This is a genomic window from Burkholderia sp. AU33545, from assembly GCF_020419685.1.
Taxonomy (GTDB): Bacteria; Pseudomonadota; Gammaproteobacteria; order Burkholderiales; family Burkholderiaceae; genus Burkholderia; species Burkholderia diffusa.
Map to the genome: position 1 here is coordinate 230224 of NZ_JAIZRQ010000009.1, position 16419 is coordinate 246642.

Sequence of the window (16419 nt, forward strand, 5' to 3'; positions counted from 1 at the left end):
CTGCGATCGGGGGGCAGGGACAGGAACGGCGGAATCAATGCGCCGACGATGCGGCGACGCCGGACGCGCCCGGGTTCATCGCGGGCTTCGTGTCGTCGTCATCGTCGGGCGGGTAGTGGACGACGGGCGGCGCGAGCGGTGCGGCATCGGACGCGGCGGCGCTCGCGCCCGCGGCGCTGTTGAACGCGCTCGCGGAGCCGGACGATGCGCCGGCCTGTTGGGAGGCGTCGGCCGCGTGCGCGTCGTGCGGCGCGTCGTCGCTGCAGGCGGCGACGAGGGTGGCGGCACATAGAACGACGACGAGGGCAGCGCGACGCATGACTTCTCTCCTGGCAGGCGGATCGGGAAACGTTTTCGAGTATGCCGGTAGGATGCGACGATTCGGTGAATCGTTTGCGACCGGAGCATGATCGCGAAATGCTTTCGCAAACCTGACCGAACGCTTTCGCGGAAAGTCGCATCCACGGATGGCGGAATTTTCCAGCGGATGCAGATGCTGCACGCATTAGCATGCGCGCGGCGCGACGACCGGGGGCTCGCGGTGATGCACGAAGGTGCGCGGATCACGACCGTCGAAGGGCTCGCGCGCGGCGGCGTGTCGAGCCCGGTGCAGCATCATTCATCGAACACGATGCATTTCAGTACGGCTATTCCACGTCCGGCCAGCCCTGCTGCGCGGCCGCGCTGCGCGACGCGTTCGCGGCGGGTGCCGCGAGCGCTGCCACCGGCGACGTGCGGCATCGTCCCGTGCAACTGTCGGACGACAAGATTCGCGAGCGCATGAGCGGCAACCTGTGTCGCTGCGGCGCGTCCCCGAACATCGCCGCCGCCGTGCGCGCCGCGCACGCAACCACCACGTTTGCACGGGGGGCAACGCGGTGGAAGCGATCACATGCGAACGCGCAACGGATGTCGCACGGTGGCCGTGCGGGCGACGCAGCCGCCGCTCGGCGCGCGCTGGCCCGCGAGGTGGGACGACGGCGTGCTTGCGTCGCGGTATGGACCGCGCGGCGTCCGCGTGTTCCGCGCGACGGCTCGCTATCGGGCAAACAGCGGCCAGGTCGCGCCCGCGATCAGCGCGGCCGCGAGCCAGACCACGCTCCACGAACTGACGGCGAGCAGCGGCGGAATCGCGAGCGGCGTCGCGAACAGCCCGAGATAGACGATCGTGTTCGCCATCCCGAGCGCGGTGCCTGCGTGGTTCGCGCCCGCGAGCGTCGCGAGTTCGGTATACGCGACGCCGTGCCAGGCCGACACGCAGATGCCGGCGAACACGAGGATCGCGACGATCGCGGCGAGCGGTACGTGTGGGCTGCCGGCGGTCGCGGCCGCGAGCAGCGCGAACGATCCGGCCGCGACGCAGACCGACCCGCGCAGGTACGCGCGCCGGTTGCCGTGCCGGTCGGTATGGCGGCCGCTCCACACGCGCATCACCATTGCGCCGAGCTGCAGCGCCACCATCGCCGCGCTGATGCCGGCGAGGCCGAGCCGGCCGAAATCGTGCAAGAACACGGTCGCGAACGTGAGCACCGCGAACTGCGGCGCACACAGCGCGCCGATGCCGAGCACGATGCGCCACACGCGGCCGCTCGCAAGCGGACTGCGCACGGGCGCGACCGGCTGCTGCTGCGCGACAGGGCGGTGCGTGCCGGCCGGCACGTCGGGCGGTTCGTGCAGCCAGCGCCACGTCAGTGCGGCCGATCCGGCGCACAGCAGCATCAACGCGCCGTACACCGCGGCGAAGCCCGCATGCGACGCGAGCGACGGCAGCAGCGCCGCGCCGACGCCGCCGCCGAGCGGCACGGCCGTCTGGCGGATGCTCATCGCGAGCCCGCGTTCGCGTTCGCCGAACCAGCGCATCACCGCGCGTCCGCTCGATCCGTTCACGCTGCCGCCGAGCAGGCCGACGCAGCACATCGCCGCGACGACGCGCATGAGCGGCGGCACCGCGTGCGCGGTCGGGACGATCGTGGCCACCATCAGCGCGAGCATCGCGGCCGTCGCGACGAGGCCGGTGAGCAGCACGCGGCGATCGCCGAAACGGTCGGCGGCGATTCCCCACGGCAACTCCGAGAGCGCGACGCCGAAGCCGAGCGCGCCGAGCACGAGGCCGAGCGCGCCGTTGTCGAGGTGATAGGCCGAGCGCATCCACACGGCGGTGGTCGGAATGCCGGCCGCGGCCGCGGAAAAGCTCATGTTCGCGGCGACGCCGGCCGCGAGCACGCGCCAGCGGTGGGCCGGGCCGCGCGCGGCGTGCGCGGGCGAGGGCGGGGAAGCAAGGCAGGAGGTATCCATGGCGACGGGGCCCGTTCTGGAAATTGACATCGTCAGTGTGGCGATCTACATTCATCCCGAAAATCGGAAAGTTTTTGATGAATCGTTCGATAAAACGGGATGATTGAGATGTCCGGACAAGACAATGCCCACGGCGCGGTGGCGCTCGCACCCGACGCCGCACTGGCCCGGCCGAACTTCGACGTCGCGGCGTTGCGCAGCCTGGTGGCGGGCGTGGATCTCGGCAGCTTCGCGAAGGCCGCCGATCGCGTCGCGCGTTCGTCGTCGGCGGTGAGCGCGCAGATCCGCAAGCTCGAGGAACAGGCCGGCACGCCGTTGTTCGTGAAGGCCGGGCGCGGGCTCGCCCTGACCGACGCCGGCGACGCGATGCTGCGCTATGCGCGGCGGATGATCGAGTTGAACGATGAAGCGGCCGCGGCGGTGCGCGGCGTGAATCTCGACGGCTGGGTGCGGGTCGGCCTGCAGGAGGACTTCGGCGAAGCGATCTTGCCCGACGTGCTCGGGCGTTTCGCGCGGGCGCATCCGAAGGTGAGGATCGAAGCGCGCGTCGCGCGCAATGCCGAGTTACTCGAGCGGCTGGACGCCAACCAGCTCGATCTCGCGCTCGTGTGGGGCGACCCGGCGTCGGCGACGCTGGTGTCGCGCGCGGGCATCGACAGCGACGCGATCGCGCAGGTGCCGATGCAGTGGATCGCGGCGGTCGGCGCGAGCGGCTTCGGGATGCCGGACGGCGACGGGCCGGCGGAGGCCGATGACGACGGCGGCGCGCGTCTTCGTGCGATGCGCGCGTCGGGCGAGCCGCTGCCGCTCGTCGTGTTCGACCGGCCGTGCCGCTTCTTCGGCGCGGCGACCGATGCGCTCGATCGCGCGGACGTGCCGTGGCGCGTCGCGTTCACGACGCCGAGCCTGGCCGGGCTGTGGGCCGCGGCGGCGGCCGGCCTCGGGCTGACGGTGCGCTCGCACTACGGGCTGCCCGCGTCGGTGCGCGTGCTCGACGCGGCGTCGTCCGGGCTGCCGGCGCTGCCGAGCCTGCCGCTGATGCTGCTGCGGCGTACGTCGTCGGCGACGCCGACCGTCGAGCGGCTCGCGCGGATCGTCACGCAGGCGGTGCGGGACGCGACGGCGGGGGAGGGGGCGGCGCTGGCGGCGTGACTCGGCGTCCCGCAAGGCGAACTGCCGGTTCGCGCCGTGCACGGGGCCGCAGTGCATGATCTGCCGCACCATCGTCGCGACCCGTTCGATCGCTTGCTCGTCGCGCAAGCTCGGCATGAACCGCAGAAACGCGTGACGGCCGACGCCCGGCTTGCACGCTACGGCCTGTCTCAGGTTCCGACTGCTTGAAACACGCCGGACGCAGAACGCGCTGGTTGCCGAGTCGAGCCGAGTCGAGCAGCGAGCCGTTGCCTATGCAACGGCCATGTCCGGCTCGATCTCGTCGAGTGCCGCAAGCGTCGCTGCCAGCCGCTCCCGCAACCCCTCGCTCGCCGGCACGAACGGCAACCTCAACCCGTCTTCGCACCACCCTTGCGCGGCCAGCACCGCCTTCACCGGTGCCGGATTCGGCTCCGCGAACAGTGCCGCGACGAGCGGTTGCAGCGCGACCGACAGCCGCCGCGCGTCGGCGAGCCGGCCGTCGCGCAGCAGCGCATGAATGCGCACGTGCCATTCGGGCAGCACATGCGCGCTGCTGGCGATCGCGCCGTGCGCACCGGCACACAGCGCGGCGAAGTTCTGGTTGTCGTCGCCGGAGAGGATCGCGAGCGGCGTGTCGTGCACGAGCCGGCTCATCCGGTCGAGCGTCCCGCCGCACTCCTTGATGCCCGCGACGCGCGGATCGCGCGCGAGCGCCTGCAGCGTTTCCAGTTCGACGTTCACGCCGGTGCGGTACGGGATGTTGTAGACGAGCACCGGCAGGTCGGCCGCATCGACGATCGCTTCGACGTGGCGGCGGATTCCGTCCTGCGTCGGCCGAACGTAGACGGGCGGCGTGACGAGTAGCCCGTCGGGGCGCAGCGCGGCGAGTTCGCGTGCGCGGGCGGCTGCGAAGTGCGTCGCGCTCGCGGTGAGCCCGACGACGATCGGCAGGCCGGGTACGGCATCGCGCAGCGTCGCGAACACGGCGTCCTGTTCGCGCGCGTCGAGCAGCACGCCTTCACCGGTCGTCGCGCCCGCGACGAAACCCGCGATGCCCGCCGTCGCATAGTGACGCGCGAGCCGCGCGAGCGCGCCGTGGTCGACCTCGCCGTCGTGGAACGGCGTGATGAGCGGCAGCCAGATACCTTCGAAACGTGCTTGCATGAAAAACCTCATGGTGGAAACGGAGTGGAAAGGAACCGTTCCGCCGGCGGTGCGCCGGAGCGAGGCGTGCAAGCAAGAAGATGAAAACGGCCTGCGCGCATCCCGTCCGGCATTCGCCTGACGGGACGCGACGTCCCCGTCAGTCGAGGAGTCGTTTTTTCAGTTTCAGCCCGGCCGCGCGCGCACCCGCCGCGATGGCGGCAAGGATCGAGGGCGAGCGCAGGGCAGCGGACATGGATGAACCGTGAAAAGGGCTGAGCGGCGATCTTAACATCGGATCCGGCGCGTACGCGAGCGACGCGCGCCGTTTAGCAGGATTCGAGATTTGCTTTGCACGACAGATTGGAAAGCGCGCGGCGTCCGGCCGCTAGAATGCCCGCTTACGTTTGGATGACAGCGCGTACGCGTGCCGTCACGCACATTCACCACCACTGGAAACGGGGCATATCACGATGGCAAGCATCAACGGGATCGGCCGCTGGCTGCACACGGGCGCCGCGGCGGCGCTGGTCGTGGCGGCAACGGCCGCGCACGCGGACACGTCGATCCTGAACGTGTCGTACGACGTGACGCGCGAGCTGTACAAGGACATCAACACGAGCTTCGCGGCCGCGTACAAGCAGCAGACAGGCGAAACCGTGACGATCAAGCAGTCGCACGGCGCGTCGAGCGCGCAGGCGCTGTCGGTGCTGCAGGGGCTGCAGGCCGACGTCGTGACGATGAACCAGCCGAACGACATCGACCTGCTCGCCGAGCGCGGCCAGCTGCTGCCGAAGGACTGGCGCGCGCGCTTCCCGGACAACAGCTCGCCGTACTCGACGACGATGGTGTTCCTCGTGCGCAAGGGCAATCCGAAGGCGATCAAGGACTGGAGCGATCTCGCGAAGCCGGGCGTGCAGGTGATCATCGCGAACCCGAAGACGTCGGGCAACGGCCGCTACGCGTACCTCGCCGCGTGGGGCTACCAGAAGCAGAAGGGCGCGACCGATCAGCAGGCGCTCGACTTCGAGAAGGCGGTGTTCCGCAACGTGCCGGTGCTGGACTCGGGCGGCCGCGGCGCGACGACGACCTTCACGCAGCGCGGCATCGGCGACGTGCTCGTCACGTTCGAGAACGAGGTCGCGCTGATGGACACGGGCGCGTCGGGGGCGGAATTCGACGCCGTGTACCCGTCGGCGAGCATCCTCGCGGAGCCGCCCGTCGCCGTCGTCGACAAGGTCGTCGACAAGAAGGGCACGCGCAAGGTCGCGCAGGCGTATCTCGACTACCTGTACACGCCGCAGGCGCAGGAGATCATCGCGCGGCACCATCTGCGCCCGCGCGACGCGGCCGTGCTGAAGAAGCATGCGGCCGAGTTCAAGCCGCTGAAGACGTTCAGCGTCGAGCAGGTTTTCGGCAGCTGGGCGAACGCGCAGAAGACCCACTTCGCCGACGGCGGCACGTTCGACCGCGTGATCGTCGACCGCAAGTAAGCACGCCGCACGCCGCGCGCGTGCGGTCAAGCTGACCGCGAAACCGGCCGCTCATGCGGCCGTTTTTTTGCGGGTCACGCGGAAAGCCCGCTCCGCATTCCCGGCCGCCGCCTTCGCGTGCTACGCTCATCGCCTCCCTGCTTCAGGCCTCGCGCGATGAACGTCGATCCGTCCTCTCCAGCTTCCCGCGGCCGTGGCCGCAAGCTCTGGTCGGGCACTCGCCCCGTGATTGCTTACGGGATGCCGCCGCTCGGCTGGCGCGACCTCTATCACCGTGCGCTGACGGTGAGCTGGCCCGTATTCTTCCTGTCGCTCGCGGTGCTGTTCCTGCTGCTCAACGGCGGCTTCGCGACGCTTTACCTGCTCGGCGACGCGCCGATCGCGAACCAGTCGCCGGCCGGGTTCGTCGGCGCATTCTTCTTCAGCGTCGAGACGCTCGCCACGGTCGGCTACGGCGACATGCATCCGCAGACCGTCTATGCGCATCTTGTCTCAACCTTCGAAATCTTCATCGGGATGTCGGGCATCGCGCTGGCGACCGGCCTCGTGTTCGCGCGGTTCTCGCGGCCGCAGGCGAAGATCCTGTTCGCGCGTTACGCGATCGTGCGCCCGCTGAACGGCAAGATGACGCTGATGGTGCGTGCCGCGAATGCGCGCCAGAACGTGATCGCCGAAGCGCAGGCGAAACTGCGGCTGATGCGCGTCGAAGGCACGCACGAGGGTTATACGCTGCGCAAGATCCACGACCTGCCGCTCGTGCGCAGCGAGCATCCGATCTTCCTGCTCGGCTGGAACCTGATGCACGTGATCGACGAAACGAGCCCGCTGTTCGGCGAGACCGCCGAGTCGCTCGCCGCGCGCGACGCGTCGCTGTTGATCACGATCGAAGGTTCCGACGAGACGACCGCGCAAGTCATGCAGGCGCGCTACTCATGGGCGCATGCGGAGATCCGCTGGCGTCATCGCTATGTCGACCTGATGCACGACGAAGGCGGCATCACGCACATCGATTACACGCATTTTCACGAAGTCGTGCCGGTCGATGCCGATACCGACGAGCGTGGCTCTCCGGGCGTGGTGGTCGGGGGCGACGCGGCGACGCAGGCGCCCGGGTCGGCTGCATGACGTCGGCGACCGGCGCGGACGGTCGCCGGCATTCGGTCGCGGCTGTCGCGACCGAATGCCGTGCCGTTCATGCGTCACGCATGCAGCAGACGCGCCGCTTCCCGCTGTTCGACCACGACCGCGCGGCGATGGCCGTCGCGATCCTCGGCGCGCGCGACATAGTCGCCGAGCACGCCTTCGTGCGGAAGCAGGTGCGCGTCGAACGCGGTCTTCAGCGTGCTGGCGAGCAACAGGTCGGCCGCGGTGAAATGACCGCCGACGAGCCAGCGATTGTGGGCGAGCGTTTGCGCGAGTGCACGCTGCACGCGCGTGATGTTGCCCCAGCCGAAGGCGACCGGATTACCCGACGCGCCGGTGAATTTCTCGGCCATCGCGGGTTCGAGGCAGGTGGACGTGAAGAACATCCACTGCAGGAAGCGGCCACGCAGCGGATCGTCCGGCGCGATGCCGAGCCCGGCGCCCGGGCAGCGATCGGCGAGATAGAGCAGCACGGCACCGGATTCGGCGAATGGTTCGCTGCCGTCGTCGAGCGCGGGCAGCTTGGCCATCGGATTGACCTGGACGAACGCGTCGCTGCCCTGTTCGTGCGAACGCAGGTCGATGGGCACGAGCTCGTAGACGGCGCCGATTTCCTCCAGCATCCACAGCGCCCGGAATGCCCGGGTCTTCGGCCAGTAGTAGAGCTTCATCGCGCCTCCGCGTATCGGTGTGCGTGTCGTTCGGTGGATGCTCAAGCGTACCCGAGCGGGAGAGGTTCGGACAGGGGCGGAAGGTGGAAGCTGGAATCCGGTAACGAATTCCGCGCAAAGCCAGGTGCTGCCGAAGTTCATGAAATAACTAGTTATTAATGAACTAGTCGTGAATCGACGGATGAATGCCCGGCCGACGCGGCCGCGACCACGCGGGTCCGACGGCAGCGTCGGCGGCTGGTCGCGCGAGCCCGGACGATGGTCGTCGACGGGACGCGAAACACGAAAGTCGGCCACCCAGCGGGTCGAACGAGTAGATTGAATTCAAGGCCAGGCGATCGCATTCGGCGAGTCAGGCGCTGCGTGATGCGCAGCGTGCCGGTTCGATCGCATACGGATATCATCAACGAATGGCGAACGACGATCGCACCACGATCATTCCCCGGCGCACGCCGCAATCGGCCGCGATGCGCACGGAGCTCCAGCGGACGATGGCGATCACGACGCGGCTCAACCGTCTGACGTTCGACGATGCGAACGAAGTCCGGGCATTGTTCGGGGAACTGATCGGCAAGCCGATGGACGACGGCTTCCTGCTGATCCCGCCGTTCTACGCGACGGGCGGCGCCGATACGCGGATCGGCCGCAATGTATTCGTCAACCAGAACTGCACGTTCTACGACCTCGGCGGCCTCGACATCGGCGACGACGTGATGATCGGCCCGAACGTCAGCCTCATCACGTCGGGCCATCCGCTCGAGCCATCCCGCCGACGCGACGCCGTCGTCGCCCGGCCGATCGCGATCGGGCGCAACGTGTGGATCGGCGCGGGCGCGACGATCATCGGCGGCGTGACGGTTGGCGAGAATTCGGTTGTCGGCGCGGGTTCCGTCGTGACGCGCGACGTTCCACCGAATACGCTGGTCGGCGGAAACCCGGCGCGGATCATCCGTTCGATTGCCGAGTGAGGGCGCTTGCGGGCGCCGCCCGCTGCGGAGCGAATGTGGACAACCGGCCGCGCGGTTCACTCGAAATGCTGTGGATTCGAACGGTGAGCGTACCGCCGGAGGCCGAATTTGCGGGGTTTTCCGGCATTTGACGCCGATCGCCGGCAGGGCCGTGAACCGACGTTGCCGATGCGCCGACGGCAAATCTTCGCGCCGGGGCGGTTGTGGATATCCGGGCCCCGGAACCACTCGGCACGCTGTGCATTTCACCGGTGAGTGCGACCTCGTGCGGCCCGATGCGCGAGGCGGGGTGTGGACAACCGGGTTCCCGACGACGAAAAAAGCTGTGCGCTGGAACGGTGAGCGCCGTCGCCCGATTGCACGTGAGACTTGCCTGGTGCGGACTTTTAGGGCGTCGCGCGAAATCCGGAACGCCGCGCATTCTAACGGCGTGCGCGGATCGTCGACAGGTCCGCACCCGCATCATGGTGTGGATATCCTGCCGCAGGCCTCACTCGAATCGCTGTGTATTTCAATGGTGAGCGTCGGCTCGTGCGCCGGTTTCTGATCGTCGATTGCGGTTTCGAGGGTCGCGCATTCTAACCGCACTCGCGATCGCGCGTTTCATTCGAGTGTGTGCCGCGATGTGGATATCCGGTCGCCGGAACCAGTCGACGTGCTGTGTATTTCAGCGGTGAGGGCGGGCGCGTGCTGTTCGGCCGCGTCGGTGTGAGGCCGGATCTAGCGGCCTCGGCGGGGTTGCGGGCGCTGCTGTTCATGCCTGAATCGGCGACTGCGTGCGGCGACTGCGTGCGATAGCGTGCCGACGCTCACCGTTGAATTTCACAGCGTTTAGAGTGGTCGTGGGTCGGGCTGTCCGCACCCGGGGCGGCGTCCTCGTTCGATCGCCGTGCCACCGCTCACCGTCGGAATTCACAGCGTTTCGAGTCGTCGTGGATCGCGCTGTTCACACCGGAATCGGCGCTCTCGTTTGATCGACGATTGCCGCTCACCGTCGAATTTCACAGCGTTTCGAGTCATCGCGGGTTGGGTTGTCCACACCTGAATCGACATCCTCGTTCGATCGCGTGCCGGTGCTCACCATCGAAATTCACAGGGTTTTTAGTGTCTGGCGGTGGCGATGTCCACACGCGGACCTGCGCCTCGTTCGGCCGCGCGACGGCATGTATCGATGAACCCCAAAGCCTTGTCAGGGCTCGCGCACGGACGCCCCATCCGCGCCGAAGCCGGCCGCGGTACCCGACACGCGCTCGCCGCGCCCACGCTTGTATTGCCGCGACGACCGGACCGCGCTCCGGAGCAACGCACGGGCGGACAGCGGTGTGGATATCGCACCGCCGAACCGAGTCGCAAATTTGTGCATCCGACAGGTGAGAGCAAGCGTCGCCGCGGCCGGACAGGGATCGGGCGGTGTGGATATCTCCCGCCGACATCGACTCGCCTTGCTGTGGATTTCAACGGTGAGCGCCGGCATCCGCTCGAACCGCGGGCCGATCGAGGTGTGGACATCCGGCCTCCGACGCGACTCGAAACCCTGTGCAATCGACCGGTGAGCGCGCCCGCCCGTTTCGCCCGCAGTCCCCGGCATTGTGGACATCCCGCATCTGCGACCAATCGGAACGCTGTGCATCCGATGGGTGAGGACGCGCCTGTTTTGCCGCGCGAACCCTTGCCGCACGGCCCGCGAGCGCCCACCGCCGCGCCCGCGGACGGCCTCCCGCCTATCCCCGCGTTTTCGAGGCAACCACATCGCCCACGCCGAGATGCCTGCAGAAGCCGTCCGCCGCCCCGCGCGAAAACTCTCTCAATTCCCGGCCAAAAACTGCGCAGTTTTTCTCGCTCCGGCGCCGTTCGAGCAAGATGAGAAAAAACTTTCTCGCCCTCCCGCGAAAAAATAGAGCCATCCAGTTGGCCCCGGCCGGCGTCGCCCGACGCCCCCGATGCGCAGCCCAGAACACACAATCAGGAGACATCCCCCATGACCGCCCGACTGCCCGTTGACGGCACGCCCGCGCTATCCGACTACCGCCTGACCGACAACCTGACCGCCACGCGCGGCCGGATCTTCCTGACCGGCACGCAGGCGCTGGTACGCCTGCTGCTGATGCAGCGCGCGTCCGATACCGCGCAGGGCCTGAACACGGCCGGCTTCGTCAGCGGCTACCGCGGCTCGCCGCTCGGGATGGTCGACCAGCAGCTATGGAAGGCGAAGAAACTGCTCGACGGCAGCGGCGTGCGCTTCCTGCCCGCGATCAACGAGGAACTCGGCGGCACCGCGGTGCTCGGCACGCAGCGCGTCGAGGCCGACCCGGAGCGCACCGTCGATGGCGTGTATGCGATGTGGTACGGCAAGGGCCCCGGCGTCGACCGCGCCGGCGACGCGCTGAAGCACGGCAACGCATATGGCTCGTCGCCCCACGGCGGCGTGCTGGTGGTGGCGGGCGATGACCATGGCTGCGTGTCGTCGTCGATGCCGCACCAGAGCGACTTCGCGATGATCGCGTGGCATATGCCGGTCGTGAACCCGTCGAACATCGCGGACATGCTCGAGTTCGGGCTGTACGGCTGGGCGCTGTCGCGCTTCTCGGGCGCGTGGGTCGGCTTCAAGGCGATCTCGGAGACCGTCGAGTCGGGCTCGACCGTCGATCTCGACGCGCTGCAGACGCAATGGCCGGCGCCGGCGGGCTTTACGCCGCCGTCGGGCGGTCTGCACAACCGCTGGCCCGACCTGCCGAGCCTCACGATCGAGGCGCGCCTCGCGGCGAAGCTCGACGCGGCGCGCCATTTCGCGCGCACCAACAGCATCGACAAGTGGATCGCGCCGAGCGCGCACGCGAACGTCGGCATCGTCACGTGCGGCAAGGCGCACCTCGACCTGATGGAAGCGCTGCGCCGGCTCGACCTCACCGTCGCCGACCTGGAAGCGGCCGGCGTGCGGATCTACAAGGTCGGCTTGTCGTATCCGCTCGAGATGACGCGGATCGAAACCTTCGTCGACGGCCTGTCGGAAGTGCTCGTCATCGAAGAGAAGGGCCCGGTGATCGAGCAGCAGATCAAGGACTACCTGTACAACCGCGCGGACGGTGCGCGCCCGCGCGTGCTCGGCAAGCACGATGCCGAAGGCGCGTGCCTGCTGTCCGAGCTCGGCGAGCTGCGCCCGTCGCGCATTCTGCCGGTGTTCGCCACCTGGCTCGCGCGCCACAAGCCGGCGCTCGATCGCCGCGAGCGCGTCGTCGATCTCGTCGCGCCGCAGATCCTGTCGAACGAGGCGGACGCGGTGAAGCGCACGCCGTACTTCTGCTCCGGCTGCCCGCACAACACGTCGACGAAGGTGCCCGAAGGATCGATCGCGCAGGCCGGCATCGGCTGCCACTTCATGGCGTCGTGGATGGAGCGCGACACGACGGGCCTGATCCAGATGGGCGGCGAGGGCGTCGACTGGGCCGCGCACGCGATGTTCACCAACACGAAGCACGTGTTCCAGAACCTCGGCGACGGCACCTACTTCCACTCGGGCATCCTCGCGATTCGCCAGGCCGTCGCCGCGAAAGCGAACATCACGTACAAGATCCTCTACAACGATGCGGTCGCGATGACGGGCGGCCAGCCGGTCGACGGCAGCATCTCGGTGCCGCAGATCGCACGGCAGGTCGAGGCGGAAGGCGTGTCGCGCTTCGTCGTGGTGTCCGACGAACCGGAGAAATACGACGGCCATCATGGCCTGTTCCCGAAGGGCACGACGTTCCATCACCGCAGCGAACTCGACGCGGTGCAGCGCGAGCTGCGCGAGACGCCGGGCGTCACCGTGCTGATCTACGACCAGACCTGCGCGGCCGAGAAGCGCCGCCGCCGCAAGAAGGGCGAGTTCCCCGACCCGGACAAGCGCCTGTTCATCAACGACGCAGTATGCGAAGGCTGCGGCGACTGCGGCGTGCAGTCGAACTGCCTGTCGGTCGAGCCGCTCGAGACGCCGCTCGGCCGCAAGCGCCGCATCGATCAGTCGTCGTGCAACAAGGATTACTCGTGCGTGAACGGTTTCTGCCCGAGCTTCGTGACGGTCGAAGGCGCGGCGTTGAAGAAGGCCGCGGGCGCGGCGTTCGACGAGGCGGCGCTCGCCGTGCGCGTCGACGCGCTGCCGGTGCCCGCGACGCATCTCGACGCGGCGCCGTACGACATGCTCGTCACGGGCGTGGGCGGCACCGGCGTCGTGACGGTCGGCGCGCTGATCAGCATGGCCGCGCACCTCGAAGGCAAGAGCGCGTCGGTGCTCGACTTCATGGGCTTCGCGCAGAAGGGCGGTTCGGTGCTGTCGTTCGTGCGGATCGCGTCGAGCGACCGGTGGCTCAACCAGGTGCGCATCGACACGCAGCAGGCCGACGTGCTGCTCGCGTGCGACATGGTCGTCGGCGCGAGCGCCGAGGCGCTGCAGACGGTGCGCCATGAGCGCACGCGGATCGTCGTCAACACGCACCGGATTCCGAACGCGTCGTTCGTGCAGAACCCCGACGCGAACCTGCACGCGGATGCGCTGCTCGAAAAAATGCACCATGCGGCCGGTGAAGGCTACCTGTCGAGCTGCGACGCTCAGGCGCTCGCCGCGAAATTCCTCGGCGATTCGATCGGCGCGAACATCCTGATGCTCGGCTACGCATGGCAGCTCGGCCTCGTGCCGGTGTCGCTCGCCGCGATGATGCGCGCGATCGAGCTGAACAACGTCGCGGTGCCGATGAACAAGCTCGCGTTCGCGATCGGCCGAATGGCGGCCGGCGATGCGGCGGGCCTCGATGCGTTGTGGAACGCGCGTCACGCGGTGGCCGCGCACGCCGCGCCGGAAACGCTTGCCGAACTGATCGCCGATCGCGAAGCGCGTCTCGAGGCATATGGCGGCGCGCGTTACGTCGAGCGGTACCGTGCGCTCGTGAACGCGGCGGCCGCGAAGGGCGACGACGCGCTGACACGCGCGGTCGCCACGACGTTCTACCGGCTGCTCGCGGTGAAGGACGAATACGAGGTTGCGCGGCTTTTCACGGACGACGCGTTCCGCACGGCGCTCGAGGCGCAGTTCGAAGGCGTGCCGGGGCAGGCGTATCGCGTGAAGTTCAACCTGGCGCCGCCGACGGTCGCGAAGGCCGGGCGTGACGGCAGCGTGCCGAAGAAGCGCGTGTTCGGCCAGTGGATGTGGCCGGTGTTCGGCATGCTGGCGCGTGTGCGCAGCCTGCGCGGCACGTGGCTCGATCCGTTCGGCCGCACGGTCGAGCGCAGGATGGAGCGCGCGCTCGCGGACGACTACGAGACGACGCTCACGCGCGCGCTCGCTGCGACGACCACCGGCAATGCGGCGCAGGTCGCGCAACTGGCCGACCTGCACGCCCGCGTGCGCGGCTTCGGTCACGTGAAGGTGCGCAACCTGGCCGGCGTGAAGCGCGCGGAGCGCGAGCTCGCGCTGCAGCTCGGCATCGACGCGGCGACGAGCGCGGCCGTGCAGCACGCGCTCGACGAGATGAAGGGCGCGGGGATGCTGAAGGGGATTCCGGTCGTCGTCGCGAAGTAACGCGAGCACGGGCGGATGGGAAAACGGCGACGCTTCGGCGTCGCCGTTTTTTATGGGCGATTGCTTACGAGCATCGACCAGCCCGTCAGAGAATGCCTTTCTTGCGCGTCGACAGCGCCGTTTCCGACAGATCGATCTCGCGGATGAGCTTCGTCAGCGTCTCGTCGGAAATCTTGCTTTCGCTGCGCAGCCGGTACAACACCGAACGTTCCGCGCGCACCGCCGCGATCCGCATCTGCAGTTCCATCGTTTCGGTCTGCTTGGCTTCCGCGCGCGGCGTCGGGCCATCCTCGGCGAGCGCGGCGAGGCGGCGGCGATACTGGTCCATCACGCGCGCGGAGATGTCCGCGCAGCGCGCGGCGCCCGATTCGTCGAGATCGGCCGAGATCGCGTCGTGCGACGAGTCGATCGCGCGAATCGCGGCCTGCGCGGCGGCCGCGCGCGCGGTGCGCTCCTCGTCGGCGAGCGGGTTGCGCGTCGAGCGCACGCCGCGCAGCAGCAACGGCAGGCCGATCACCGCCACGACCAGCGAACCGAGGATCACCGCCGACGCGACGAAGATCGCGGTGTCGCGCCCGGGCAGCGGCGCGCCGTCGGCGAGCGCGACGGGGATCGACAGCACGCCCGCGAGCGTGACCGCGCCGCGCACGCCGCCGACCGTCATCACCGCGATCGTGCGCACGCCGGCCATCGTGCCCGCGAGGCCGTGGCGCGCGGCGCGGCGGCTCGCGATCCAGCGCAGCAGCCAGACCCACAGGAAGCGGATCGCGTACAGCGCGAGCATCATCGCGCATACGTTGAAGATCATCCGGCCGACGAGCGCGTCGCTCGTGTGATGCGCGTCGACGAGCGCGCGGCCGATGATGTGCGGCAGCTGCAGCCCGAGCATGATGAACACCATGCCGTTGAACACGAACTCGATCATCGCCCACGTGCTTTCGGCCCGCACGCGCGACGCGACCGTGCTTTTGCGGGAGAAGCTCGTGTAGTTCATCATCATCCCGGCCGACACGGCCGCGAGCACGCCCGACAGCTCGAGGTGCTCGGCGAACAGATAGGCGGCGAACGGCACGAGCAGCGTCATCACGATGCCGGGGGCCGGGTCGCCTTCCTGCTCGGCGTTCAGGAAGCGCGTCGACAGCGCGCTGAACACCCACGACACGACCGCGCCCGTCGCGAGCCCGCCGGCGGCGACGATCACGAACGAGATCGACGCATCGCGCAGCGAGAACACGCCGGTGAGCGCAGCCGCGACCGCGAACTTCAGCGCGACCAGGCCCGACGCGTCGTTCATCAGCGCCTCGCCTTCGAGGATGTGCATCAGCTGCGGCGGAATCCGCCCCTTGCCGGCGATGCCTGACAGCGCGACCGCGTCGGTGGGCGACAGCACGGCCGCGAGCGCGAACGCGATCGGCAGCGGCAACTCGGGTATCAGCCAGTGCGCGAAGTACCCGACTGCGAGTACCGTCATGAACACGAGCCCGAATGCGAGCATCAGGATCGCGCGGCGCTGCAGGTACAGCTCGCGTTTCGGAATCCGCCAGCCGTCCGCGAACAGCAGCGGCGGAATGAACAGCAGCATGAAGATTTCGGGATCGAACGTGACGTGCAGGTTCAGCTTTGGCCACGCGAGCATCGCGCCGAACGCGATCTGCATCAGCGGCAGCGGCAATTGCAGCGGCAGGATGCGCGTGACCGCGCCGGACAGCGCGACGGTCAGCAGCAGGATCAGGACTGTGAAGACGATTTCCATCGATACGGCAAGTGTGGAGAATGAAACGACCGTACGGAGTTTAGCGTGACGGCATGACGGGTGCGTTCGAGCGCGCCGGTGCGGGTGCACGCAAACGGTGCATCCGGCCTGCGCCACGCTGGTGCGGCGGCGCCGCACGTAGGCGTGGCGCGTGGTTCAAGGCCTTGCACGGAGCTTGCTTGATGCTTGCGTACCGTCCGGCACCGGCCGGACAATCGAGGATTCCACCATGACATTGCGCGCGCCGTTTCAAGCACTCGCCGCGTTC

At 68.5% G+C, this 16419-nt stretch carries 11 protein-coding genes and 2 pseudogenes; 8 read left to right on the top strand and 5 right to left on the bottom strand.

Features of this window, described 5'->3' with window-relative positions; all coding sequences use genetic code 11:
- Positions 1-34: 34 nt before the first annotated feature.
- Positions 35-319, bottom strand: a complete 285-nt coding sequence (locus LGM71_RS28250) for a hypothetical protein (RefSeq protein WP_124901975.1) — start codon at positions 317-319, stop codon at positions 35-37.
- A gap of 216 nt (positions 320-535) precedes the next feature.
- Between LGM71_RS28250 and LGM71_RS28255 the strand changes: the two are divergent.
- Positions 536-849, top strand: a pseudogene (locus tag LGM71_RS28255) (2Fe-2S iron-sulfur cluster-binding protein); the annotation flags it as partial.
- 189 nt (positions 850-1038) lie between these two features.
- On the opposite strand, the gene LGM71_RS28260 reads toward LGM71_RS28255, so the two are convergent.
- Positions 1039-2295, bottom strand: coding sequence for an MFS transporter (locus LGM71_RS28260; protein ID WP_226117657.1), 1257 nt, complete (start codon positions 2293-2295; stop codon positions 1039-1041).
- Positions 2296-2403: 108 nt separating this feature from the next.
- Here LGM71_RS28260 and LGM71_RS28265 point away from each other — a divergent pair, with 108 nt between their 5' ends.
- Both LGM71_RS28265 and LGM71_RS33345 read left to right on the top strand, forming a co-directional pair.
- On the top strand, positions 2404-3447 hold the full coding sequence (locus LGM71_RS28265) for a LysR substrate-binding domain-containing protein (protein ID WP_124901977.1): 1044 nt from the start codon (positions 2404-2406) through the stop codon (positions 3445-3447).
- Positions 3448-3465: 18 nt separating this feature from the next.
- Positions 3466-3636: pseudogene (locus LGM71_RS33345) on the top strand (PIN domain nuclease); the annotation flags it as partial.
- Between the two features lie 63 nt (positions 3637-3699).
- Here LGM71_RS33345 and dapA read toward each other — a convergent pair.
- Positions 3700-4593, bottom strand: a complete 894-nt coding sequence (gene dapA / locus LGM71_RS28270; protein WP_226117658.1) for a 4-hydroxy-tetrahydrodipicolinate synthase — start codon at positions 4591-4593, stop codon at positions 3700-3702.
- On the opposite strand from dapA, the gene LGM71_RS33230 reads away from it, so the two are divergent.
- The 3 genes from LGM71_RS33230 (at position 4592) to LGM71_RS28280 (ending at position 7190) form a co-directional block, all read left to right on the top strand.
- Positions 4592-4714, top strand: coding sequence for a hypothetical protein (locus LGM71_RS33230; protein ID WP_257792078.1), 123 nt, complete (start codon positions 4592-4594; stop codon positions 4712-4714). The two genes, dapA and LGM71_RS33230, sit on opposite strands and share 2 nt — an antisense overlap.
- 331 nt (positions 4715-5045) lie before the next feature.
- Entirely contained in the window at positions 5046-6065 is a 1020-nt protein-coding gene (locus tag LGM71_RS28275) for a sulfate ABC transporter substrate-binding protein (protein WP_124626441.1), read from the top strand.
- A gap of 156 nt (positions 6066-6221) precedes the next feature.
- Positions 6222-7190, top strand: a complete 969-nt coding sequence (locus LGM71_RS28280; protein WP_226117659.1) for an ion channel — start codon at positions 6222-6224, stop codon at positions 7188-7190.
- 74 nt (positions 7191-7264) lie between these two features.
- Here LGM71_RS28280 and LGM71_RS28285 read toward each other — a convergent pair whose 3' ends face one another.
- The gene (locus LGM71_RS28285; protein ID WP_226117660.1) at positions 7265-7879 is read right to left on the bottom strand and encodes a glutathione S-transferase family protein; all 615 of its coding nucleotides are present in this window, start codon (positions 7877-7879) and stop codon (positions 7265-7267) included.
- A gap of 410 nt (positions 7880-8289) precedes the next feature.
- On the opposite strand from LGM71_RS28285, the gene LGM71_RS28290 reads away from it, so the two are divergent.
- Both LGM71_RS28290 and LGM71_RS28295 read left to right on the top strand, forming a co-directional pair.
- Positions 8290-8847, top strand: a complete 558-nt coding sequence (locus LGM71_RS28290) for a sugar O-acetyltransferase (protein WP_226117662.1) — start codon at positions 8290-8292, stop codon at positions 8845-8847.
- A 1978-nt stretch (positions 8848-10825) separates the two neighbouring features.
- Positions 10826-14398: an indolepyruvate ferredoxin oxidoreductase family protein gene (locus tag LGM71_RS28295; RefSeq protein WP_226117663.1), complete on the top strand. Its 3573-nt coding sequence runs from the start codon at positions 10826-10828 to the stop codon at positions 14396-14398.
- An 85-nt stretch (positions 14399-14483) separates the two neighbouring features.
- Here LGM71_RS28295 and LGM71_RS28300 read toward each other — a convergent pair whose 3' ends face one another.
- Positions 14484-16151: a Na+/H+ antiporter gene (locus LGM71_RS28300; protein WP_124626435.1), complete on the bottom strand. Its 1668-nt coding sequence runs from the start codon at positions 16149-16151 to the stop codon at positions 14484-14486.
- Between the last annotated feature and the right edge of the window lie 268 nt (positions 16152-16419).